This is a genomic window from Sphingomonas phyllosphaerae (assembly GCF_036946485.1).
Taxonomy (GTDB): Bacteria; Pseudomonadota; Alphaproteobacteria; order Sphingomonadales; family Sphingomonadaceae; genus Sphingomonas; species Sphingomonas phyllosphaerae_E.
Map to the genome: position 1 here is coordinate 747719 of NZ_JAQIJA010000001.1, position 22661 is coordinate 770379.

Genomic DNA, 22661 nt, shown 5'->3' on the forward strand with positions numbered 1-22661 from the left:
CCGGTGCGCATGACCGACGCCCTCGACCGGATCGCCGCCGCGCTGGAGCGGCTCGCCCCGCCGCCGCCCGCCAGCGCCGATCCGCTGGCGCACCCGGCCTATATTTGGCGCGACGGCGCGCTGGCGGCGGCGCGCGCGTTTGCCCCGCTGCCGCTGGCGCTGTTGCAGGGGGCGGAGGCGCAGAAGGCGGCGCTGCTCGCCAATCTCGAACGGCTGGCGGAAGGGCTGCCGGCGCAGGATGCCTTGCTGTGGGGCGCGCGGGGGACGGGCAAGTCGGCGCTGGTGAAGGCGGCGGTCGGCGCGGTGCAGGCGGCGGGCGGTGCGCTGGCGCTGGTCGAGGTCGCGGCGGACCGGCTCGAGACGCTGCCGCGATTGTTCGACGTGGTCGCCGGACAGGAGCGGGCGTTCGCGATCTTCCTCGACGATCTCGGCTTCGACGTCGCGGCGGAGGCGCGGGTGCTACGCTCGCTGCTGGAGGGCGGGGCGGAGGCGCGGCCGGCAAACGCACGGCTGATCGTCACCTCCAACCGCCGGCATCTGGTGACGCGCGACATCAGGGAACAGGAAAGCGCGATCAACCCGCGCGATTCGATCGACGACCAGATGGCGCTTGCGGATCGCTTCGGACTGAGCCTCGGCTTTCATGTCGTCGATCAGGACGGCTATCTGGCGATCGTGCGTGGCTATGCGGAACGTTACGCGCTGCCGTTCGATGCGGCGGACGCGGTGCAATGGGCGACCCGGCGGGGGAGCCGGTCGGGGCGCGTGGCGTGGCAATATGTCGTCGAGGTCGCCGGACGAGAGGGAAGGCGGCTGGAGTAATCGCTGACGTTCAGCGTTTCGTCGCCGCGGCCGTGCGGACGATCAGTGCTACCGTCCCCGCGCCTTCGGGTTCAGTCGGGTTGATGATCCTGAAATGCGAGGGGCGCTGCGTCCGATAGACTTCCAGCCGATCGCCCGCGCGGCGGACGCGCGCGATATAGGGCGTCATCAGCTCGGCGAACGCGCCCATCGCGACGGCCTGCGGGATGCCGAGCGGAAGATGGTCCTGTGCCGAGGCATCGCGATAGCGCTGCGGTACCTGTTCCGGTGTGCCGCCCATCAACGGGACGATGACGGGTTTGTCGTAGATTTCCTTATCCTTGCCGATGAACTCGGCCAGGCTGCTCGGCCCGTCGATCGCGACGACGGCGGCGGGCCTAACCGGGGCGGGGGCATAGATGTCGCTCGTGGGTGCGAGGCGCGGGCGGACCGCGCTCCACGTCGCAAGCAGCGCACCCGCCGAATGGCCGATGACGATCACGCGCGACAGGTCGAGCGGATAGCGTCTGGCGAGCGGCCTTAATGTGTCGATAGCGGCGCCAGTATCGCGGAAGGTGCCCGGCCAACCGCCGCCCGGCTGACCAAGCTGGCGATACTCGACGTTGAGCGAAGCGATGCCGCGTTGCGTCAGTGCGTCCGCCAGCGCGGCGATGCCGCGCGCCGTGCCACCGATCGACGCATCCCAACAGCCGCCGTGAACGACCACCGCGACCGGGAAAGGCCCGTCGCCCTTCGGCAGCCGCAACTCCTCCACCTGTTGAGGAGCCGAACCATAATGGAGGATCGCAACAGGCTTGCTGACCGGCAGACGTTCAAGTGCCGGCGGACCGTGCCAATAAACCATCCAAAGCATGTAGGCGAATGGGCCGGCAAACCAGAGTGCGGCACCAGCCAACACCACGCCACCAACGATCAGCCACCGCCGCTTCGTCGTGTTCGGTCCCCCCAAAGGGGAAGCTAGAACTTAACCCAGGACAAGTCGAGAGATTGGCGGCGAACTGTAAGTTTATCCATTGCTTGAGCGAAGAACCGGGCAACGTCTCGCCTGCAAGACCCTGCGCAGTCCGTCTTCGATACGATCCGGGAACCCCGGATCGTACCTGTCGTAGATCAGCCTTACGCCGCCGCCAGCCGCTTCTGCATCCGATGGACCGGATTGCCGTCCGTTTCACCCAGGCGGAACCGGGCGACTTCGCGCGACAGGGTTTCGGCTTCGGCGGCGAGGTTGCGCGCAGCGGCAGTGGCCTGTTCGACCATCGCGGCGTTGCGCTGGGTCACATTGTCCATCTCCGACACCGCGGTATTCACCTGGCCCAGCCCGACCGACTGCTGGCTGGCCGAGGTCGCGATGCGCGAGACGAGATCGCTGATCTCACCGATGCGGCCGATGATCCGCTGGAGCGCCTGACCGGCTTCGTTGACGAGATCGACACCGACGCCGACCTGCTCCGAGGAGGCGAGAATGCGGGTCTTCACGTCCTTGGCCGCGTCCGCCGACCGCTGCGCCAGCGCGCGGACCTCGGAAGCGACGACCGCAAAGCCCTTGCCGGCCTCGCCCGCACGCGCCGCCTCGACGCCCGCGTTCAGGGCGAGCAGGTTGGTCTGGAACGAGATGCCGTCGATGACGGTGATGATCTCGCTGATCTCCGCCGACGAGCGCTCGATCCCGCCCATCGCTTCGACGGCGCGGCGGACGATCTGGCCCGATTCCTCCGCCTCGCCGCGCGCTTCGCCGACGATCCGGTTGGCCTGACTGGCGCCATCCGCGGTCTGGCGGACGGTCGAGGTGATCTCGTCCATCGCCGCGGCGGTTTCCTCCAGGGAAGCAGCCTGCTGCTCGGTACGCTGCGACAGATCGTCGGACGCCTGGCGGATGTCGCCCGAGCCGTTGCGGATTTGCTGGCTGGAACGGGTCACCACGCCGAGCGTCGTCGACATCTGCGTGCGCATCGCCTCGAAACTGTCGGCGAGTGCCTGATATTCGGCTGGAAGACCGTCGAGCGTCTCGGTCAGGTCGCCCTGCGCCATCCGATCGAACACCTGCCCGCAGCGCTCGATAACGGCACGGCGGCCGGCCTGCTCGGCCTCAAAATAGGCGGCGAGCGCGATGTCCATGTCGATCAGCGACGCCTTGACCAGCGCGGTCGCGGCGCGCGCGCGGCGACGGGCGCCGAACGGCGACAACAGGCGGCCGAGCATGACCTTGGGCAGCACATGCTCCAGCATCCGCGCATAGCCGCTGATGTACCAGGTCGGTGCGAGGCCGATCCGCGCGTGGATTTGCCCGATGTGCGAGGCGGCAGCGGCATAATTACGATCGATCGGCCCCGAGAAGAGCTTGCGCCAATGTTCGAGCTGCTTGTCGCGGGCGTGATCCATCCGCGCCTGCGACTGGAACATGCGTGCGATCGCGGGAGTGCCGGCGATATGCTTGTACAGCGACACCAGCGCGGTCGGCGCATGACGCTCAATCGCGCGGCGCACCACGGGAAAGGTCGCATAGCTGCGTTCGCTATAACCAAACGCGGCCAGCCGTTGCTCGAAGTCGATTGGTTCCGATCCGCTCACAGCATTTCCTCCATGCCGTTGGCAATAATCGGAAACGGTTAAAGCCGCGTAATCCGGTCTCCTACATCAAGCGGGATTATCTATGATCTCTGCTAATTCGAGCCAGCGAAGTTCGGCGGCGTCCTTTTCTTCGCGCAGTGCGGCGATGTTGCGGCTCAGCCGATCGAACGCCGCGGCATCGCGCGCGTAAAGCGCCGGATCCGCGAGGGCTGTCTCGTCCGCCGCGATGCGGGCGTCCAGTTCCTCGATTCGCGCCGGCAGCAGATCATAGTCGCGCTGGTCCTTGTAACTCAGCTTGACCCGGCTGGGTGGTGGGGGCGGAGGGGCGGCGGTCCTGGGCGTCGCCTTCTTGGTCGCCTCCACGCGCGGCCGGCGCTTGCGCTCCCAATCCTCGTAGCCGCCTGCCACGACATCGACATGTCCGCTCCCGTCGAGGCCCAGCGTGATCGTGACGGTACGATCGAGGAAGTCGCGGTCGTGGCTGACGATCAGCACGGTGCCGCCGTAATCCGCGATTACCTCCTGCAACAGGTCGAGCGTCTCCAGATCGAGATCGTTGGTCGGCTCGTCGAGGATCAACAGGTTCGATTCGCGCGCAAATTCGCGGGCGAGCAGCAGCCGCGAGCGCTCGCCGCCCGAGAGCGTGCCGACCTTCGCCTCGGTCAGCGAAGGATCGAACAGGAATTCCTTCAGATAGCCGTGGATGTGCTTGCGCGACCCGAGCACGTCGATCCATTCGCCGCCATCGGCCAGCACGTCGCGCACCGTCTTGTCCGGGGCCATCAGGCTGCGCTGCTGGTCGATGACGATGCCGTCGAGCGTCTTCGCGCGCCGGATCGTGCCGGCGTCTGGCTCCAGCTCGCCGGTCAGCAACTTCAACAGCGTCGTCTTGCCCGCGCCGTTGCGGCCGACGATCCCGATCCGGTCGCCGCGCGCGACGCGCAAGGTCAGGTCGCGGATGATTGCGCGATCGCCAAAGCTCTTCGACACATGTTCGGCATCGATGACGATCTTGGTCTTGTTGTCGTCGCTGGCGACCTGCAACGCGGCGGCGCCCTGCGGTCCCATCATCGCCGCGCGTTCGGCGCGCATCTCCTTCAGCTTGGCGAGACGCCCCTGGTTGCGGCGGCGGCGGCCGGTGACGCCGCGTTGCAGCCAATGTTCCTCGATCTTCAGCTTGGCGTCGAGCCGCTGCGCGTTGCGTTCCTCCTCGGCATAGACCTGCTCGGTCCAGGCATCGAAGCCCCCGAAGCCGACCTCGGCGCGGCGCAACTCGCCGCGATCGAGCCACAGGGTCTGCTTCGTCAGCCGAGTCAAAAAGGTGCGATCATGGCTGATGACGACGAACGCGCCGGTGAACCGCTTCAGCCAATCCTCGAGCCACTCGATCGCGGCGATGTCGAGATGGTTGGTCGGCTCGTCGAGCAGCAGCACGTCCGGGTCCATCGCCAGCGCGCGGACGATCGCGGCGCGGCGACGCTCGCCTCCCGACGCGGACTTCGCTTCGCGCGACAGGTCGATGCCGAGCTGGTCGGCGATCGCATCGGCCTCATAATGTTCGGGCGCGTCGTTCCCTGCCAGCGCATAGTCGCGCAATGTCGCGAAGCTGCTGACGTCCGGGTCCTGTTCCAGCATCACGACCTTCGTGCCGGGCACGATCGCGCGCCGGCCTTCGTCGCAGTCGATCACACCGGCGATCAGTTTCAGCAGCGTCGATTTGCCCGCCCCGTTTCGCCCGATCAGCGCGAGGCGATCCCGCTCCCCGATATACAGATCCAGATGGCGGAACAGCCATCCGGCCCCCTGAACGAGCCCAAGGTCTTCATACGACAATATAGGTGCGGCCATGGCGTGGGACCTAGGGAACCACGAAGCGAGGAGCAAGTTGCGCGAAGGACACATGCGCCGCTTTCCTTATTCACAGGCTGTTCAAGCCGTCCTCGCTATGCCAGCACCGGTGAGAATGCTTCCTTCGCTCCTCCTGTGCGGGCTGGCCGCGACGGCGATCGCCCAGCCGCTGCCCGATCAGGTGCGCGACGGCTCGGTGGCGTTGCAGGCGCGTCGGCAGGGTCGGTTGCTGCCATTGCCGGAGATCGAGCGGCGCGTGGTGCCGACGATGCGCGATGCGCAATATATCGGCTTCGATCTCGAGATGCCGAGTGGCATCTACACGCTCAAGTTCCTGAAGAAGGGCGCGGTGATCTGGGTCGATGTCGATGGGCGCACCGGACAGATTTTGGGACGCACCGGCCGCTGAGCGTGTTCAGCGCGCGGAAAGCCGCAATTCCATAGCGCGAGGCTTTCGTGCTAGCGCCACCGCCAGACACTTCGTTTTTCATGGGAGCCCCACCACCGATGCGCGTGCTGATCGTCGAGGATGAGCCCAATCTGGGGCAGCAGCTAAAATCAACGCTGGAAGGCGCGGGCTATGCCATCGATCTGGCAACCGATGGCGAGGAGGGGCATTTCCTCGGTTCGACCGAGAGCTATGACGCGATCGTGCTCGACCTCGGCCTGCCCGAGATCGACGGGCTGACGGTGCTCGACCGCTGGCGCAAGGAAGGCAAGACCACGCCGGTGCTGGTGCTGACCGCGCGCGACAGCTGGTCCGACAAGGTCGCCGGGCTCGACGCGGGCGCGGACGATTATGTCGCCAAGCCGTTCCAGACCGAGGAACTGATCGCGCGACTGCGCGCGCTGATCCGTCGTGCCTCGGGCAATGCCTCGTCGGAGCTGATCGCGGGTGACGTGCGGCTCGACACGCGCTCGGGCAAGGTGACGCGCGCCGGCGAGCCGGTGAAGCTGACCGCCCAGGAATACAAGCTGCTCAGCTATCTGCTTCACCACAAGGGCAAGGTGGTCAGCCGCACCGAGTTGATCGAACATATCTACGATCAGGATTTCGATCGTGATTCCAATACCATCGAGGTGTTTGTGACCCGGATCCGCAAGAAGCTGGGCCAGGACGTGATCACCACGATCCGCGGCCTCGGCTACAGCCTGGAAGATCCGGACGCCTGACGCCGTGACCGAGGGCGAGCCCAGCAAGCCGCGGGCGAGCGGGTCGCTCTCGCGGCGAATGATCCTGATCGCTTTCGCGTGGATTTCGGCGCTGCTGGTCGGCGGCGGGTTCGCGCTCGACCGCGTTTTGGTCGGCGCGGTGACCGCCAACGCCGACGACCAGCTGCAATATGTGCTGCGCTCGTTGCTGGCGTCGGCGGAGATTGATCCGATTGGGGAGGTGCGGTTTAATCGACAGCCGGCGGATCAGAGCTTTCTTGAGCCCTATTCGGGGCAATATTGGCAGGTGTCCGCGCCGGGGCATGAGACTTTTCCGTCGCGATCTCTGTGGGATAGGGAGCTGGCGTACGGGAAGCCGCACAGCGGTTCCGAGGTGCGCAAATACGACAGCAGCCAGTTTCCCGACGAGAAATTGCGCGTGATCGAGCGCGACGTGACGTTGCCGGGATCGAATGTTCGCTGGCGGTTCCAGGTTGCGAGCCGTGGGGACGCGCTGGAGGCGCAAATTACGGTGCTCCGGCGCACGTTGGTGCGCAGTTTCGTGCTACTGGGCGTGGGACTGGCGGTTTTGGCGACGCTCCAGACCTTCTATGGCCTGTTGCCGTTGCGGCGCTTGCGGCTGGAGATCGCCAAGATGCGTGCCGGGCGGTCGAACCGGATCGACGGGGCGATGCCGCTCGAACTGCTGCCGATGGTCGAGGAGCTGAACGCGCTGGTCGCGCATAACGAGACGCAGGCCGAGGAAGCGCGCCGCCACGCCGGCAATCTCGCCCATGCGCTCAAGACGCCGCTGACCGTCATCATGAATGCCGCGACGGCGCAGTCCGACGATCTCGCCGATACGGTGATCCGCGAGGCGCGGACGATGCGGCGGCAGGTCGACCACCATCTGGCGCGCGCGCGCGCGGTCGGACGGCGCGGGTCGGCGCACAGCCGCGCGCAGGTGTGGCCGAGCGTCGAATCGGTCGAGCGCGCGGTGCAGCGGCTGTACCCGCATGTGCGGATCGATATGAGCGGGCCGAAGGACCTTGTTGCCCATATCGAGCGGCAGGACCTCGACGAGATCATGGGCAATCTGGTCGAGAACGCCGCGAAATACGGCGGCGGCAGCGTGTTCGTGACCGTCGGCGCGCAGGCCGGGTTCGTCGAGATCCAGGTCGAGGACGACGGGATGGGCATCCCCGAGGCGGATCGCATCCGCATCTTCGACCGCGGGGTGCGGCTGGATACCGGCAAGCCGGGGACCGGGCTGGGGCTGGCGATCGTGCGCGACGTTGCGGAGATCTACGACGGGACGGTGACGCTGGAGGAGAGCGAGGATCTCGGCGGGTTGCTGGTGCGGTTGCGGCTGCCGATGGCGGGGTGAGGGGCGTTCGACAAGTTATCTTTCAGGCGTCACCCCGGGCTTGACCCGGGGCCCGCTTTGATCCCGGCCGTTGAAGAAGAAGCGGGGTCCCGGGTCAAGCCCGGGACGACGTAGGAAGTCAGCCGGCGTAGCGCGCCGCGGTTTCGCGGATCAGCGCGATCATGTTCGGGATGCCCTGCGTGCGGTTCGAGCTGAGCTGCGCCTTCAGGTCGAACGACGCCAGCTCGCCTTCGATGTCGGTCGCGAGAATCTCGGCCGGCGTGCGGTCCTGCACCGTCAGCAGTACCAGCGCGATGATGCCCTTGGTGATGTGCGCGTTGCTGTCGGCGAGGAAGTGGAGCCGGCCGTCCTCGCGAACCGCGGGATAGACCCAGACCGAGGCGGAGCAGCCGCGCACCAAGGTCGCATCGGTCTTGAGGACCTCGGGCATCGGCTCCAGCGCGCGGCCGAGATCGACGAGGAGGCGGTAGCGGTCGTCGCCTTCGAGGAAGGCATATTCGTCGCGGACGTCGTCGAGCGTGGCAGCGGCTTCGGTCATGCCGGGCGCGCTACCGCCCCGGCGCGCCGCCCGCAACCGTTCAGAGATCGACGCCCGCCGCGATCGCCTCGAGCTTGCGGATGCGTTCCTTCAGATCGGCGATCTCGATCCGCGCGCCGGCGCTGGGCGTCGGGGCGGGTTCGCTGGCCAGCCGCAACTCCTGGCTCTTGAGCTGGAGCCAGCCGCGCCAGCCGTTCAGCGCGGCGACGATCAGCATCGCCAGCCCGGCAAGCGACGCGACGGCGAGGGTAAGGGTGATCTGGGGATCGGACATGGCTGCCTTCTCCTGTGCTGGCGTTGGGGTCAGCGACCGCGCAGCTCTTCGATCTGGCGTTCCAGATCGCTGCGGCCGTGTTGATCGGTGATGACGCGCTCCAGAACCGCGATACGTTCCTTGAGCTGACGAATCTCGTCATAGGCGCGCGGGTCTGCGCCGGTTTCGGGAAGCCGCGACTGTACGCGCTCGGCCCGATATTTCTCCCGGCTGACGCGCCCGATGGTGACGATCATCACGATCATGACCACCATTATCGCTACGGACCACGGCACGATATTTCCTCCCTCTTTCTTCTACGATGTTCAGTTCAGTGGACGCTGGTCGGGAACGGTGCGCAGCGCGTCGATCTCGTCGGCGAGCGCGACACCCTTGTCGGTGGCGATCCGTTCGAGGACGCGGACGCGCGCCTCGAGCCGCTCGGTCTGCGCCGCATATTGCGCGGCCTTCTCGGCGGTACGCTCTGCGTCGATCTCCAGCTTGCGGCGCTGGATATCGAGCCACGGTGCGACGATCAGCTTGGCGACGATCGCCGTGATCGGGATCAGCAGCGCGAGGATGGGGATGAGAAACGGGCTGATATGCATGTCGTCCTCCTTCAGCGGTCGCGCAGCGCTTCGATCTCGCGGGCGGTGCGCTCGGCGGGATCGGTGGCGATGCGTTCGAGGACCGCGATCCGCTCCTCCAGCCGGCCGACCTGTCCAGCCAGCCGCTCGTTCTCGCTGGTCAGCAAGTGCATCCGGCGCTCGGCCTGCGGATCGCTGCGTTCGATGTTGCGGCCCCAATCGTCGCTGATCGAATAGCCGTGCCGGGCACGGATGAGATTGTTGACCACCCAGGCGGTCAGGCTGATCGCGATGATCGAAAGGACGAACCACGGTCCGTGCATCGGACGTCTCCCTCTTGCGGCCGCTCAGCGCAGGCTGTCGATTTCCTTGGCCAGCGACGAATTGCGGCTGGTGTAGTGCAGCTCGATGTCGGCGAGCCGGCGGTCGATGTCGCGGAACTTGGCGCGGACCTCGGCGGTCGACCGCTTCGGATTGGCGCGGACGCCCTGCCAGAATTTTTGGTCGTCATGATCCTGATAGAGACCGGTCGGCTTGGGTTCGACGATCCAGGCCACGACCATGTAGGCGAGCAGGATCCACCATTGCTGGGCGACGATCGTCAGCCCGGCGATCCCGAGACGGACCCAGAGGACATCGATCCCGACGTAATCGGAGATCCCGGCGCAAACGCCCTTCCACTTGCCGTTCTGCGGATCGAGATAGAATTGGGTGCGGCTGTCGGACATCAGTTCCTCCGCTGCGACGTGGGGTGATCGAGGCGATAGTCGGGTGCCGAGCGATAGTCGGCGACGCCGGGGCGAAAGTCGGGATTGTCGGCAGCGACGATCCGTTCGACCGTGTTGACGCGGTCCTCAAGCCGACGGGCGAGATTGTACATCTCGTCGAGCAATTGCTCGTCCTCGCCGGTCATCTTGGGCGCGGTCTTCCACTTGGTCACATAGTGCAGGATCAGCCACGGCAATCCGATCATGAATGCCAGAATGGCGATGACGCCCGTCAAATCCATCTCAACCCTCCTTGTTCAGGCGCTTTTTCAGCGCTTCGAGCTCGGCGTCGATCTTGTCGCTCGATCGCAGCTCGTTGAATTCATCCTCCAGCGACCGGGGGGTGAGCCCCATCGCCTCGGCGCGTCCCTCCGCCTCGTCGGCGCGGCGCTCCAGGATCTCGAAGCGACTGAACGCCTCGTGCGTCTTGGGGCCGTTCCACATCTCGCGCAGCCGCGCCTTGGTATTGGCGCTTTCCAGCCGCGTCGCGATGGCGTTCTGCTTGGCGCGTGCCTCTCGTAACTTGTTCTGAAGCTTTGCAATATCCTCTTCCGAGGAGCGCAGTGCCTCGTCCAGTCCGGCAACTTCCTCCCGAAGCTGCGCGCCCATGTCGGCGGCCTTGCGGCGCTCGACCAGAGCGGCCTTGGCGAGATCCTCGCGGTCCTTCGAAAGCGCCAGCTCGGCCTTTTCGGTCCAGCTCGCCTCCAGTTCCGCCAGCTTGGCGATGTGGCGGCGCATCTCCTTCTGATCGGCGATGGTGCGGGCGGCGGAGGCGCGAACCTCCACCAGCGTATCTTCCATCTCCGCGATGATGATGCGGACCATCTTGGCGGGATCGTCCGCACGGTCGAGCAACTCGGCCATGTTGGCGGCGACGATGTCGCGAGTGCGGGAGAAAATGCCCATTCGATACGGACTCCTTGGGTATTCGCGCCTTCTTAGCGGATTGGACGGGGTACGGGGAGGGTCTGTTCCCGCACCCCGTCCTCCGCTCACGCCGTCGCGTGCGCGGAAGCGGTGGGGGTGTTCGCCATTGCCGTGGCTGGGCCGACCGCGCCGAGCACCATCGTGGCGCTGACGAGGACGGTGAGGGCGAGGGCGGCGAGCTTGTTGGTGATGGTGGCGGTCATGGTGGAAACTCCCTGAATGCGTTGTTGCCTGAAGCATTGCAGGAGGCGTGCCAATTTCGAAAATCCGCAGAAAAGCTGACTTTTTCGCCCTTTAAGCGGCAATTGCAAAAACTGATGGTTGCTATCGTCTGGCAAAATGCGCCAATCCTTGGTGCATGAAGCGCAGCACGCAGGTGATCGGTCAATCGGGCGTCTTCCTCGACGCGCTGGAGCGCGCGAGCCGTGCCGCCGCGCTCGATCGTCCGGTGCTGGTGATCGGCGAGCGCGGGACCGGCAAGGAACTGGTCGCTGAGCGACTCCACCACCTGAGCCCGCGCTGGGACCAGCCGCTGGTGACGATGAACTGCGCGGCCCTGCCCGAGACACTGATCGAGGCGGAATTGTTCGGGCATGAGGCGGGGGCCTTCACCGGTGCCTCCAAGGCGCGCGCCGGGCGCTTCGAGGAGGCCGACGGGGGCACGCTATTCCTCGATGAACTCGGTACGCTGTCGATGGGCGCGCAGGAGCGGTTGCTGCGCGCGGTCGAATATGGCGAGGTGACGCGGATCGGCGCGTCGCGGCCGCTGCGCGTCGACGTGCGGATCGTCGCGGCGACCAACGAGCATCTGCCCGATCGCGTCGAGGACAATACGTTTCGTGCCGACCTGCTGGACCGGCTGTGTTTCGAGGTGGTGACGCTGCCGCCGCTGCGCGCGCGCAAGAGCGACATTCCGGTGCTCGCCGATTTCTTCGGGCGGCGGATGTCGTCGGAACTGGGACGCGACGAATGGGCGGGCTTCACCCCGGAGGTCGAGGAGGCGATGCGCGACTATCGCTGGCCGGGCAATGTGCGCGAATTGCGCAACGTCGTCGAACGTGCGGTGTACCGCTGGGAGCGGCCGGGGCCGGTGGGGGCGATCGAGTTCGATCCGTTCGCCTCGCCCTATCGTCCTTCGGGCGCGAACGGGAAGCGTGCGGCGCCGACGCCTGCACCTGCATCTTCCGCGCCGCCGCCCGCCGAGCAGGAGGACGAGGAAGTCGCGGCGTGCGAGGTCGGGCCGTCCGACTTCAAGAGCCGCGTCGCGCTGTTCGAGCGCGAACTGCTGACGAAGTCGCTTGCCGAGCATCGCTTCAACCAGCGTGCCACGGCCGAGGCGCTGGGGCTCAGCTACGACCAGTTGCGTCACGCGCTGCGGCGACACGATCTGATCGGAGCGGTTGCGTAACGAGTGCGGCGGAGCCATTTGGGGCGCATCGCGTTGCCGACGCGAACCTTGAGGAGGATTTATGGCTTTCGAACTGCCGCCGCTGCCTTACGCCTATGACGCGCTGGAGCCGGTCATCTCCAAGGAGACGATGACCTTCCACCACGACAAGCATCATGCGGCGTACACCGCCAAGCTGAACGAGGGCGTCGCTGCCGATCCGTCGCTGGAGGGGCTGTCGATCGAGGACATCCTGGCGCGCGTCTCGTCGCTGCCGCCGCTGATCCGCAACAATGGCGGCGGGTTCTGGAACCACGATTTCTTCTGGAAGATCCTGGCGCCGAAGGGCTCGACGCAGCCGTCGGGCAAGCTGGCCGAGGCGATCGACGCTTATGGTGGGCTCGACAAGCTGAAGGAAGATTTTAACGGCAAGGGCGCGGGCCAGTTCGGTTCGGGCTGGGCGTGGGTGATCGCGGATTCGTCGGGGGCGCTGAAGGTCACCTCGACCCCGAACCAGGACAATCCGCTGATGGACGATGCCAAGGAGAAGGGCACGCCGATCCTGGGCAACGACGTGTGGGAACACGCTTATTACCTGACCTATATGAACGACCGCCCCGGCTATCTGAAGGCGTGGTGGGACGTGGTGAACTGGGACGAGGCAGGGCGCCGCTACGAAGCCGCGGTCGGCTGAAGCCCCGCGCAGCGCTGACGAACGAGGCCCGGGGGACGCTCCCCCGGGCCTTTTTCATGCGCGTCGACGATCGTGGTTGATGCGGCGTTAACGATCTTTTGAGGGCGAGCCGTTATCATCATCGATGTGACAAGATATCCTTTACAATGATATATTGTCACCTGCATGGAGCGCTGCGAACGCAAGGGGGGAAGAGATCGTGCGTAGTTTGAAGCGCCCGGCGGCGATGTTCGGTGGCCTGCCCGTGGCATTGGCGCTGTCGATCGCGCCGGCCCCGGCGGCTGCGGAAGACGAGCCGCTGACGGATCACGACGAGGTGACGGTCGAGGCGGTGCGGCAACCGTATCGTGGCAGCTTTACCTTGCGCGAGATCCCGCAGGCGATCACCACGATCGATGCAGGCACCTTGCAGGAGAACAACATCCTGCGGCTCACCGATGCGCTCGACCTGAACGCCTCGGTGGCGCGGCAGAACACGTTGGGCGGGCTGTGGGACAGTTTCGCGGTGCGTGGTTTCGCCGGGGACGAGAATCTGCCCAGCGGGTATCTGGTCAACGGTTTCAACGCCGGGCGCGGGTTCAGCGGGCAGCGCGACGTGGCGGGGATCGAACGCGTGGAGGTGCTGAAAGGCCCGGCCGCGGCGGTGCTGGGGCGCGGCGAGCCGGGCGGATCGATCAATCTGGTGACGAAACAGGCCGAGCTGGGACGCACGTTCGGTACCGTCGGTCTGCAATATCGCAGCTTCGATACCGTGCGGGCGGAGGGCGACGCGAACGTCGCGCTGACCGGTAACCTGACCGCGCGCTTGATCGGCTATGCCGAAGCGGGCGACACGTTCCGCGATACGATCAGCCAGCGACGCTGGGGGTTCCTGCCGTCGATCGCGTTGGGCGTCGGGGACCATACGCGGCTCATCTATGACATGGAATGGACGCGCGTCGCGGTGCCGTTCGACCGCGGGATCGTGGTGCTGAACAACGATTTCCGCACCGTGCCGCGGTCGCGCTTCCTTGGCGAACCGGGTGACGGCGATACGGTCGCGCGCGCGTTCGGGCACCAGCTCCGGCTCCAGCATGATTTCGGGAGCGGGTGGAGCCTGTTGCTCGGCGCCAGCCACCGCGACACCAGGCTGACCGGCGCGTCGTCGGATGCCGAGACCGCCACCGCGCGACAAAAGTTGTTCGTCGACGGGCGAACGCTGTCGCGGCAGCGGCGGACGCGCCGCTATACCTCCGCGCATGACGTGTTCCGCGCCGAACTGGCGGGCGAGTTCATGACCGGCAACCTGCGGCACCGGGTGCTGATCGGCGGCGATGTCGACTATTTCGACACCGACCAGTTCTTTACGCGCTTCCGCGGTCCGGTCGTCACCGCAGCCACGACCGACCGGCAGAGCTATGCGATCGATCTTCGGGCCCCCGTCTATGGGCGCTGGCCGGTGCCGACGGGGGTGCCGACCACGAACCGGCGCGACGTGCAGCGGACGCTGGGCGGATATGTGCAGGATCAGATCAGCCTGACCGACCGCCTTCAGGTGCGGATCGGCGGCCGCGTCGACAGTTTCCTGCTGCGCGTCGACAACCGCTTGCTGAACACCGAAGGCCGCCGCAGCCGGGCGCGGTTCAGCCCGCAGGCAGGCATCGTGTACGATCTCGCCGCGCCGCTGTCGCTCTATGCCGCCTATGGCGAGGGGTATCGGGCCAATATCGGCACCGATGCGCGCGGCAATGTCTTCGAGCCCGAGACGAGCAAGTCGATCGAGGCTGGCGTCAAACTGACGGCGTTCGGCGGGCGGCTGAACGGGACGCTGGCGGTATATCAACTCGACAAGGCAAACGTGCTGGCGACCGATACGATCAACCCCGGCTTCTCCGTGGCGATCGGCAAGGCGCGCAGCCGCGGCGTCGAGCTGGACGTGAGCGGCCAATTGCCCGGGCGCGTCGATCTGCTGCTCAGCTATGCCTATACCGATGCCGAGGCGCGGTCGCGGGTGCTCGATCCCAATTTCTCGTTCCAGATCCTGCCCGGCGATCCCCTCATCAACATACCCAGGCACAATGCCAATGCGCAGATCGGCAAGCATATGACCATCGGCGCGCGCGAGGCGTTGCTGGGTGTCGGGGTGCAACATGTCGGCGTGCGCAGCGGGGAGACCGGCACCGGTTTCATGCTGCCCGCGCACACGCTGGCGCGCGTGTTCGGCGAAATCGACCTGACCCCGGAGACGACGCTGTTCGCTTCGGTAAGCAACCTGTTCGACGCGCGATGGTACGCGAACAGCTATTCCCCGGTGTGGGTGCAGCCGGGCGCGCCGCGAACCGCGACGATCGGGGTGCGCGCGCGTTTCTAGACGCGCGTCCGCAGCGTGACACGGCGCGCTTCGTCAGGTTCGGCACGAACGGCGCCGATGAGGCGCCCAGCAACCATGCGGGGCTGAAATCATTGTCCCTTCGAGCGCCCGCCGTCGGGCGCGCGGAGGTCCTCATGCTTGCACCCACCGCCGCGCCATGGCGCATCCATCCGCTGCACGGGCTGTTGCTCGCCTTTCCGGTCGCGTTGTTCCCGGCCGCGCTGGCGGCGGACCTGACCTATCTGGGCAGCGCCGAGATGCAATGGTCGAACATGGCGGCATGGGCGATCACCGGCGCTCTGGTGTTCGGTGCACCGGCGTTGACATGGAGCGTGTGGACGTCGCTGCGGCGGCGCACGTCCTGGCTGTACCCGCTGCTGCTTGGGCTGGCGTGGGTTGCCGGGCTGGTCAACGCCTTCCAGCATAGTCAGGACGCCTGGGCGTCGGTCGGGGTCGGCGGACTGTTGCTGTCGCTGGTGTCGAGCGGCGCGGTGCTGGCGGCGGGGTGGCTGGCGCTCGGCGCGCGTAGCGTCGTGGTGCGGGAGACGGTGCGATGATCCGCGTCGCCGCCACCTTCGCAACGCTGGCGCTGCTCGCCGCGTGTGGGAGCCAGCCAAACGACGTCCGCCAGACCGGGCCGAACCCGCAATTGCCCGACCAGCAACCGTCGCTGATCCCGGCGATGAAGATCGCCAAGCCGACCGGCTGGGGCGATACCCGCCCGACGGTGCCGAAGGGCTTTGCGATCACCGCGGTCGCGACCGACCTGAAGGTGCCGCGCCAGATGCTGGTGCTCCCCAACGGCGACCTGCTGGTGGCGGAGGGCAAGGGCGGCCATGCGCCGAAGCTGCGCCCGAAGGACGTGATCGCGGGCTATATCAAGAGCCTCGGCACGACCAGCGTCAAGGGCGGTGACCGCATCACCCTGTTGCGCGACGCCGATGGCGACGGTCGGCCGGAGCTGCGCACGACCTTCATCGACAAGCTCGACGCGCCGTACGGCATGGCGCTGGTCGGCAACGAATTGTTCGTCGCGGAGCAGGGTTCGCTCAAGCGCTTCGCCTATGTGCCGGGTGCCACCAGCATCACCACGCCGGGGACGGAGGTGACGAGGCTGCCGTCGCGGATCAACCATCACTGGACCAAGTCGCTCGCGGCGAGTGCCGACGGGTCGAAACTGTATGTCGGGATCGGCTCGAACAGCAATGTCGGCGAGCGCGGGATGGAGGTCGAGCAGGACCGTGCCGTCGTGTGGGAGATCGATCGCCAGACCGGCGCGCATCGCGCGATTGCGACCGGCATCCGCAACCCGACCGCGCTGGCGATCGAGCCGACCACCAATGCGCTGTGGAGCGTCGTCAACGAGCGCGACGAACTCGGCCCGCGGCTGGTGCCCGACTATCTGACGCAGGTGCGTGACGGCGCCTTCTATGGCTGGCCGTACAGTTATTATGGGCGCAACGTCGATCCGCGCGCGCATCCCCAACGCCCCGATCTGGTCGCGACCGCGGTGGCGCCGGATTATGCGCTTGGCTCGCATGTCGCAGCGCTCGGGCTGTCGTTCGTGACCGGCGGCGGCTGGGGCGGGGCGTTCAGCGAGGGTGCTTTCGTCGGCGAACACGGCAGCTGGAACCGGCAGGATCTGGCGGGATACAAAGTGACGTGGGTGCCGTTCGCGGGCGGACGCCCGGCCGGCGAGCCGCGCGATCTGGTCACCGGGTTCATCGGCGCGGACGGCAAGGCGCGCGGGCGGCCGGTCGGGGTGCTCTACGATGCGCCGCGCCGGGCGTTGTTCATCGCCGACGATCTGTCGAACACGGTGTGGCGCGTGACGCCGGCGGTGACCAGCGCGGCGGTGGGAAGGGACCGGCCGCGCGGGTGACGCCGGATTGTGCACGTCACCCCGGACTTGATCCGGGGTCCCGCTTTCTTTCTACACGCGGGCAAGAAGCGGGGTCCCGGATCACGTCCGGGACGACGGGGTGTTACCCCTCCGGCGGGACCGGCGGGGCGTCGTCGCCGAGCGTCAGGCCGTGGCGCATCAGCATCGGCACGTTGGCGATCGCGAACAGCATCGTCGCGGGGATCACCACCCAGACCTTGTAGATCGCCCAAAGGTCCCAGCCGCGTTGCAGGCCGACCGCGACCGCCGCGCCGCGCCACACCGCTTCGTTGAGGAACGCCATCACGACGAAGAACCACACCCAGTTGAGCGTCAGCCGTCGCCAGCCGCTCTCGCGCAGGCCGGGATAGCTGCTGCCCATCAATTGCTGGAGCAACGGCCGCCCGGTCGCGACGCCGAAGCCGAGCACCGCGGCGAGCAGGGCGTAGACGATCGTCGGCTTCATCTGGATGAAGCGTGGGTCGCGAAAATACATCGTCAGCCCGCCGAACACGATCACCAGCCCGGCCGAGATCAGCAGCATCGGCGGCACGCGCCCGAGCTTCACCTTGGCGATCACCAAAGCGACGATGCTGGCCAGCACGAACACCGCCGTGGCGAGGATCACGCGCGCGAGCAGCAGCGCCTCGACCTGCTTGAGCGTCGAGAGCATCGGGGTGAAATGCGCGACGATCGCGCGCGCCGTCTCGGCGGGAACGAGGAAGTTGGCGGCGAAGAACAGCGCGAGCGGGCCGTAATCGACCAGCGCGCGAACGCCGCCATGGCTGTCGTTCTGCGGCGTGGTCATCGTTGCTTGCCCCCGTCGACCCCGGCGATGATCCGGCTGACCTCGCGCGCGTCGAACGGGCGCAGGTCGTCCATCTGCTCGCCGACGCCGATCGCGTGGATCGGGAGGCCGTAGCGCTCGGCCGCGGCGACCAGCACGCCGCCGCGCGCGGTGCCGTCGAGCTTGGTCATGACGAGCCCGGTGACGCCCGCGACTTCCTTGAAGACCTCGATCTGGCTCAGCGCATTCTGCCCGGTGGTGGCGTCGAGCACCAGCAGCACGTCGTGCGGGGCGGCGGGGTTGAGGCGGCCGAGCACGCGGCGGATCTTCGCCAGCTCGTCCATCAGCTCGCGCTTGTTCTGGAGGCGGCCCGCGGTGTCGACGATCAAAACGTCGGTGCCGATCGCGGTCGCCTGCTTGACCGCGTCCCAGACGATCCCGGCGGCGTCGCCGCCCTCCGGCCCGGTGACGATCGGCACGCCGATCCGCTCCGCCCAGGTCTTGAGCTGGCCGATCGCGGCGGCGCGGAACGTGTCGCCCGCGGCGAGCATCACCGCATAATCCTGTTCGAGGAACAGATGCGCGAGCTTGGCGATCGTGGTGGTCTTGCCCGAGCCGTTGACGCCGATGACGAGGATCACCTGCGGGCGCGGGAAGGCGTCGATGCCGATCGGCTTGGCGACGTCGCGCAGCACCTTCTCGACCTCCTCGGCGACGACGAGCCGGATGCCGAGTTCCTCCATGTTGCGCTCGAACGTGCCCTCGGCCAGCCGGTCGCGGACCTTGGCGGCGGTGGCGGGGCCGAGGTCGGAGGCGATCAGCGCTTCCTCGACGGTGTCGAGCGTTTCCGCGTCGAGCCGCGCGCCGCCCAGCCCGGCGAGGTTGCCGACCAGCCGGTCGGAGGTGCGGCGGAAACCGCCCAGCAGCTTGTCGTGCCAGCTCGTGCTCATGCGATATGTCCGGTCAGATGGTCGGGGGTGGCGGCGGTGATTTGTACCGCGACGATGCCGCCGATGGGAGAAGGGGCGGGCAGGCGCACCGCGGTGAAATCGGGCGCATGGCCGCGGTCGCCGGGCTTTTCGACCAGCACCGGCTGGACGGTGCCGACCTGCGCGGCGAGGCGGCGGGCGAGGCGTGTCGTGGCGGCGGCGCGTAGCTGCGCGGCCCGCTCGCGCGCGACGGCGGGGGCGACCTGCGGCATCCGCGCCGCGGGCGTTCCGCTGCGCGGCGAATAGGGGAAGACGTGCGCGTGGGTGATGTCGGCTTCGTCGATCAGCGCGCGCGTGTTGGCGAACATCGCGTCATCCTCGGTCGGGAAGCCGGCGATCAGGTCGGCGCCGATCGCGATGTCGCGCGCCGCCTTGAGTCGCTCGACCAGCCGCAGCACGTCGCCGCGCGTGTGGCGGCGGCGCATCCGCTTGAGGATCATGTCGTCGCCGGCCTGCACGGACAGATGAACGTGCGGCATCACGCGCGGCTCCTGCGTGAGCAGCGCGAGGAGGTGGTCGTCGATCGCGGCGGGGTCGAGCGAGGACAGGCGCAGGCGTTCGAGCGTCGGCACCTCGGCCAGCAACCGCTCGACCAGCACGCCGAGCCGCGCGCCGCGATCGTCGTAGCTGGCGAGATCGACCCCGCTCAACACCACTTCGCGCTGTCCGCGGTCGACCAGCGCGGCGATCTGGGGGATCAGTGCCGCGATCGGCTCGGCGCGATTGCGGCCGCGGCCCTGCGGGATCGCGCAGAAGGTGCAGTGATGGTCGCAGCCGTTCTGGACGCCGACGAACGCGCGGGTCTGCGGGATCGGGCGCGGCGCGTTCGGGCGTGCGCCCCAGGTGGCGGGGAGCAGCTTGGCGGCATTGCCGATCACGCGGTCGACCTCGGGCATCGCCGCGAAGCCGTCGCGGTCCATCTCGGAGGCGCAGCCGGTGACGATCAGCTCGGCATCGGGGCGCGCGCGGCGCAGCCGGCGGATCGCGGTGCGGGTGTCCTTGACCGCCTGATTGGTGACACCGCAGCCGTTCACCACCACCTGCCCGCGACCCGCCAACTGGCGGATCGCCGCGCTTTCGGCGATGTTGAGGCGGCAGCCGAGCGTCACGACCTCTGGCTGGGTGGAGAAGGACATGGCGGGCGATCTAGTTATGACGAGGGATGAAGTCGACTCCGCCGCGCGCGAAGTGCGCGACTTCTGGTTCGGGCTGACCAGCGAGCAGCAGTTTGCCAAGGACGATGCGCTGGATGCGGCGATCCGGGAGCGGTTCGGCGCGCTGCGCGAGCGGGTGCTGGCGAGCGGGGCGGCGGCGTGGCGGGACGATCCGCGCACATTGCTGGCGGCGGTGATCGTGCTCGACCAGTTTTCGCGCAACCTGTTCCGGGGTGAGAGCGAGGCGTTCAGGGCCGACCCGCTGGCGCGTGAGCTGACGGAGCTGGCGATCGCGCGTGGGTGGGACGCGGAGCTGTCGAAGGAGGAGCGGGTGTTCCTCTACATGCCGTTGATGCACGCCGAAGACGCGGAGGGGCAGGCGAAGAGCGTCGCGATGTTCGAGGCGCTCGGGATCGAGGAGAATATCCGGTTTGCGCGAGACCATGCCGAAGTGATCGCGCGCTTTGGACGCTTCCCGTCGCGCAATGCGGCGCTGGGGCGTGAAACGACCACTGCGGAGCAGGCGTATCTGGAGGCGGGCGGGGGCTGGTAGCGGGTTGGTTCACGCGGAGGCGCGGAGGCGCGGAGAAGAAGGTTGGTTTCGCGCAGAGCACGCTGAGGACGCAGAGGGCGATCGGCGCAATGTCGCAAGCCGGCCTCGCCGGCTCAGAAATCGGCGATCATAAGTGTCTCCCGATCGCCACCGTCGAACACCTCTGCGTCCTCGGCGTGCTCTGCGCGAATCCCCATCTCTTTCTTCTCCGCGCCTCCGCGCCTCCGCGTGAACCCAAAAACCGTCGCGTCTGCGCGGCTTCGCGTCAACCAACTTGCCTCCGCAACCACATTCGTCTAACGGCGCATCCAAGTTCCGTTGCGGAACGCGAAGGATCAAGCGCTCTTGTGGCGCACGCTGGCCGGCGAGGTTTCGCCCGCCGGCGTATTTTGCGTTTCGCGGCGGGTGAAAGGAGTTTCGATGTTCGATAGCCTCAGCGATCGTCTTGGCGGCGTCTTCGACCGGCTGCGGGGGCGTGGTGCGCTCACCGAAGCCGACGTGCGTCAGGCGATGCGCGAGGTGCGCGTCGCGCTGCTCGAGGCGGACGTGGCGCTGCCGGTCGCGCGGCAGTTCGTCGACGAGGTCACCGAAGAGGCGATCGGGCAGAACGTGCTCCGCTCGGTCACGCCGGGGCAGCAGGTCGTCAAGATCGTCAACGACGCACTCGTGCAGATGCTGGGCGGCGACGATCCCGAGGCCGCCGAGCTGAACCTCGCGGTGACGCCCCCGGCGATCGTGATGATGGTCGGCCTGCAGGGCTCGGGCAAGACCACCACCACCGCCAAGATCGCCAAGCGGCTGTCGAGCAGCTCGATGACCGGGCGCTCGGCCAAGAAGGTGCTGATGGCGTCGCTCGACGTCAATCGCCCGGCGGCGCAGGAGCAGCTGGCGACGCTCGGCACGCAGGTCGAGGTCGCGACGCTGCCGATCATCGCCGGGCAGCAACCGGTCGAGATCGCGCGCCGTGCGGTGCAGGCCGCGAAGCTGCAGGGCTTCGACGTACTGATGCTCGACACCGCCGGTCGCCTGCACGTCGATCAGGCGCTGATGGACGAGATGAAGGCGGTTGCCGAGGTCGCGAAGCCGCAGGAAATCCTGCTGGTCGTCGACTCGCTGACCGGTCAAGACGCGGTCAACGTCGCGACCAACTTCTCCGAGCAGGTGCCGCTGACCGGCGTCGTGCTGACCCGGATGGACGGTGATGCGCGCGGCGGCGCGGCGCTGTCGATGCGCGCGGTCACCGGCAAGCCGATCAAGTTCGCAGGTGTCGGTGAGAAGCTCGACCAGCTCGAGGCGTTCCACCCGTCGCGGGTCGCCGGGCGCATCCTCGGCATGGGCGACGTCGTCTCGCTGGTCGAGCGCGCCGCGGAGTCGATCCAGCAGGAAGACGCCGAGCGGATGGCGAACCGGCTCGCCAAGGGCCAGTTCGACATGAACGACCTGCGCAGCCAGCTCGCGCAGATGAAGCGCATGGGCGGGCTCGGCGCGCTGGCCGGGATGCTGCCGGGGATGAAGAAGGCGCAGGCCGCGATGGACGCGACGCCGGGCAGCGACAAGATGCTGGTGCATCTCGACGCGATGATTGGCTCGATGACCGTCAAGGAGCGCGCCAAGCCCGAGCTGATCAACGCCAAGCGCAAGATCCGCATCGCCAAGGGTTCCGGCACCACGGTGCAGGAGGTCAACAAGCTGCTGAAGATGCACCTCGAGATGTCGACCGCCATGAAGAAGATCAAGAAGATGGGCGGCCTGAAGGGCATGATGGCGATGCTCGGCAAGGGCGGGCTCGGCGGGCTCGGCAATGCGATCGGTGGCGCCGACATGGGCGACATGATGGGCAAGCTGGGCGGGCCGGGCGGTGGACCGGGGCTCCCCGGATTGCCCGGCAACCTTCCGGGTGGCCCCGGCGGGTTCAAGTTCAAGAGATAGCGATCGTCGCTCCTGCGGAGGCAGGGGCTTGAGGTCTCTCCACGACGAGGGGCGCCGATTGTTGAAGCAGAGATAGGCCCCTGCCTC

26 protein-coding genes are annotated in these 22661 nt (G+C 67.2%); 11 read left to right on the plus strand and 15 right to left on the minus strand.

Translation table 11 applies throughout. The features are described 5' to 3' along the window. The first annotated feature begins 9 nt into the window (after positions 1-9). On the plus strand, positions 10-822 hold the full coding sequence (locus PGN16_RS03370) for a DUF815 domain-containing protein (protein WP_335307981.1): 813 nt from the start codon (positions 10-12) through the stop codon (positions 820-822). A 10-nt stretch (positions 823-832) separates the two neighbouring features. On the opposite strand, the gene PGN16_RS03375 is transcribed toward PGN16_RS03370, so the two are convergent. The 3 genes from PGN16_RS03375 to PGN16_RS03385 all read right to left on the minus strand — a co-directional run bounded on the left by PGN16_RS03375 (position 833) and on the right by PGN16_RS03385 (position 5238). Further along, positions 833-1675 carry an alpha/beta hydrolase family protein gene (locus PGN16_RS03375; protein ID WP_335307982.1) on the minus strand — a complete coding sequence of 281 codons (843 nt, stop codon included), beginning with the start codon at positions 1673-1675 and terminating at the stop codon, positions 833-835. A gap of 263 nt (positions 1676-1938) precedes the next feature. Next, a complete protein-coding gene (locus tag PGN16_RS03380) occupies positions 1939-3390 on the minus strand; it encodes a globin-coupled sensor protein (protein ID WP_335307983.1) in 1452 nt (483 codons plus the stop codon). Between the two features lie 66 nt (positions 3391-3456). Continuing rightward, positions 3457-5238, minus strand: a complete 1782-nt coding sequence (locus PGN16_RS03385) for an ABC-F family ATP-binding cassette domain-containing protein (RefSeq protein WP_335307984.1) — start codon at positions 5236-5238, stop codon at positions 3457-3459. Between the two features lie 115 nt (positions 5239-5353). Here PGN16_RS03385 and PGN16_RS03390 point away from each other — a divergent pair, with 115 nt between their 5' ends. The 3 genes from PGN16_RS03390 (at position 5354) to PGN16_RS03400 (ending at position 7777) form a co-directional block, all read left to right on the plus strand. Continuing rightward, positions 5354-5647, plus strand: coding sequence for a hypothetical protein (locus PGN16_RS03390; protein ID WP_335307985.1), 294 nt, complete (start codon positions 5354-5356; stop codon positions 5645-5647). A gap of 98 nt (positions 5648-5745) precedes the next feature. After that, positions 5746-6411: a response regulator transcription factor gene (locus PGN16_RS03395; RefSeq protein ID WP_028966034.1), complete on the plus strand. Its 666-nt coding sequence runs from the start codon at positions 5746-5748 to the stop codon at positions 6409-6411. A gap of 58 nt (positions 6412-6469) precedes the next feature. Next, positions 6470-7777 carry a sensor histidine kinase gene (locus PGN16_RS03400; RefSeq protein WP_443019570.1) on the plus strand — a complete coding sequence of 436 codons (1308 nt, stop codon included), beginning with the start codon at positions 6470-6472 and terminating at the stop codon, positions 7775-7777. Positions 7778-7895: 118 nt separating this feature from the next. Here PGN16_RS03400 and PGN16_RS03405 read toward each other — a convergent pair whose 3' ends face one another. The 9 genes from PGN16_RS03405 to PGN16_RS03445 form a co-directional block, all read right to left on the minus strand. Beyond that, positions 7896-8315, minus strand: a complete 420-nt coding sequence (locus PGN16_RS03405; RefSeq protein ID WP_335307986.1) for a SufE family protein — start codon at positions 8313-8315, stop codon at positions 7896-7898. 40 nt (positions 8316-8355) lie between these two features. After that, entirely contained in the window at positions 8356-8589 is a 234-nt protein-coding gene (locus tag PGN16_RS03410) for a hypothetical protein (RefSeq protein ID WP_335307987.1), read from the minus strand. A gap of 29 nt (positions 8590-8618) precedes the next feature. Beyond that, positions 8619-8834 (minus strand): hypothetical protein, encoded by a 216-nt coding sequence (locus PGN16_RS03415; RefSeq protein WP_335307988.1) that lies wholly within the window; start codon positions 8832-8834, stop codon positions 8619-8621. A 60-nt stretch (positions 8835-8894) separates the two neighbouring features. Further along, complete coding sequence (locus tag PGN16_RS03420; protein ID WP_335307989.1) at positions 8895-9176, minus strand: hypothetical protein; 282 nt, start codon at positions 9174-9176, stop codon at positions 8895-8897. A gap of 11 nt (positions 9177-9187) precedes the next feature. After that, positions 9188-9478, minus strand: a complete 291-nt coding sequence (locus tag PGN16_RS03425; RefSeq protein ID WP_335307990.1) for a hypothetical protein — start codon at positions 9476-9478, stop codon at positions 9188-9190. Positions 9479-9502: 24 nt separating this feature from the next. Further along, positions 9503-9883: an envelope stress response membrane protein PspC gene (gene pspC / locus PGN16_RS03430; protein WP_335307991.1), complete on the minus strand. Its 381-nt coding sequence runs from the start codon at positions 9881-9883 to the stop codon at positions 9503-9505. Then, complete coding sequence (pspB, locus tag PGN16_RS03435; protein ID WP_159759638.1) at positions 9883-10164, minus strand: envelope stress response membrane protein PspB; 282 nt, start codon at positions 10162-10164, stop codon at positions 9883-9885. The genes pspC and pspB overlap by 1 nt, the downstream gene beginning before the upstream one ends. Before the next feature lies 1 nt (position 10165). Further along, entirely contained in the window at positions 10166-10828 is a 663-nt protein-coding gene (pspA, locus tag PGN16_RS03440) for a phage shock protein PspA (RefSeq protein WP_335307992.1), read from the minus strand. An 86-nt stretch (positions 10829-10914) separates the two neighbouring features. After that, positions 10915-11052, minus strand: coding sequence for a hypothetical protein (locus tag PGN16_RS03445; RefSeq protein ID WP_335307993.1), 138 nt, complete (start codon positions 11050-11052; stop codon positions 10915-10917). A gap of 155 nt (positions 11053-11207) precedes the next feature. On the opposite strand from PGN16_RS03445, the gene pspF reads away from it, so the two are divergent. The 5 genes from pspF (at position 11208) to PGN16_RS03470 (ending at position 17162) form a co-directional block, all read left to right on the plus strand. Further along, the gene (pspF, locus tag PGN16_RS03450; protein WP_335307994.1) at positions 11208-12257 is read left to right on the plus strand and encodes a phage shock protein operon transcriptional activator; all 1050 of its coding nucleotides are present in this window, start codon (positions 11208-11210) and stop codon (positions 12255-12257) included. 61 nt (positions 12258-12318) lie between these two features. Next, a complete protein-coding gene (locus PGN16_RS03455) occupies positions 12319-12930 on the plus strand; it encodes a superoxide dismutase (RefSeq protein WP_335307995.1) in 612 nt (203 codons plus the stop codon). Positions 12931-13156: 226 nt separating this feature from the next. Continuing rightward, positions 13157-15280, plus strand: a complete 2124-nt coding sequence (locus PGN16_RS03460) for a TonB-dependent siderophore receptor (protein ID WP_335308383.1) — start codon at positions 13157-13159, stop codon at positions 15278-15280. A 134-nt stretch (positions 15281-15414) separates the two neighbouring features. After that, positions 15415-15837 carry a DUF2231 domain-containing protein gene (locus tag PGN16_RS03465; RefSeq protein ID WP_335307996.1) on the plus strand — a complete coding sequence of 141 codons (423 nt, stop codon included), beginning with the start codon at positions 15415-15417 and terminating at the stop codon, positions 15835-15837. Then, entirely contained in the window at positions 15834-17162 is a 1329-nt protein-coding gene (locus PGN16_RS03470) for a PQQ-dependent sugar dehydrogenase (protein WP_335307997.1), read from the plus strand. Before PGN16_RS03465 ends, PGN16_RS03470 begins: the two co-directional genes overlap by 4 nt. A gap of 103 nt (positions 17163-17265) precedes the next feature. On the opposite strand, the gene PGN16_RS03475 is transcribed toward PGN16_RS03470, so the two are convergent. The 3 genes from PGN16_RS03475 to PGN16_RS03485 are packed head-to-tail and all read right to left on the minus strand — an operon-like array spanning position 17266 to position 20074. After that, complete coding sequence (locus PGN16_RS03475) at positions 17266-17970, minus strand: inner membrane-spanning protein YciB (protein WP_335307998.1); 705 nt, start codon at positions 17968-17970, stop codon at positions 17266-17268. Beyond that, the gene (gene ftsY / locus PGN16_RS03480) at positions 17967-18899 is read right to left on the minus strand and encodes a signal recognition particle-docking protein FtsY (RefSeq protein WP_335307999.1); all 933 of its coding nucleotides are present in this window, start codon (positions 18897-18899) and stop codon (positions 17967-17969) included. The genes PGN16_RS03475 and ftsY overlap by 4 nt, the downstream gene beginning before the upstream one ends. After that, on the minus strand, positions 18896-20074 hold the full coding sequence (locus PGN16_RS03485; RefSeq protein WP_335308000.1) for a MiaB/RimO family radical SAM methylthiotransferase: 1179 nt from the start codon (positions 20072-20074) through the stop codon (positions 18896-18898). Before PGN16_RS03485 ends, ftsY begins: the two co-directional genes overlap by 4 nt. Positions 20075-20090: 16 nt before the next feature. Here PGN16_RS03485 and PGN16_RS03490 point away from each other — a divergent pair, with 16 nt between their 5' ends. Both PGN16_RS03490 and ffh read left to right on the plus strand, forming a co-directional pair. Further along, on the plus strand, positions 20091-20645 hold the full coding sequence (locus PGN16_RS03490; RefSeq protein WP_335308001.1) for a DUF924 family protein: 555 nt from the start codon (positions 20091-20093) through the stop codon (positions 20643-20645). Positions 20646-21065: 420 nt separating this feature from the next. Then, positions 21066-22574, plus strand: a complete 1509-nt coding sequence (gene ffh, locus PGN16_RS03495) for a signal recognition particle protein (RefSeq protein ID WP_335308002.1) — start codon at positions 21066-21068, stop codon at positions 22572-22574. Positions 22575-22661 lie beyond the last annotated feature (87 nt).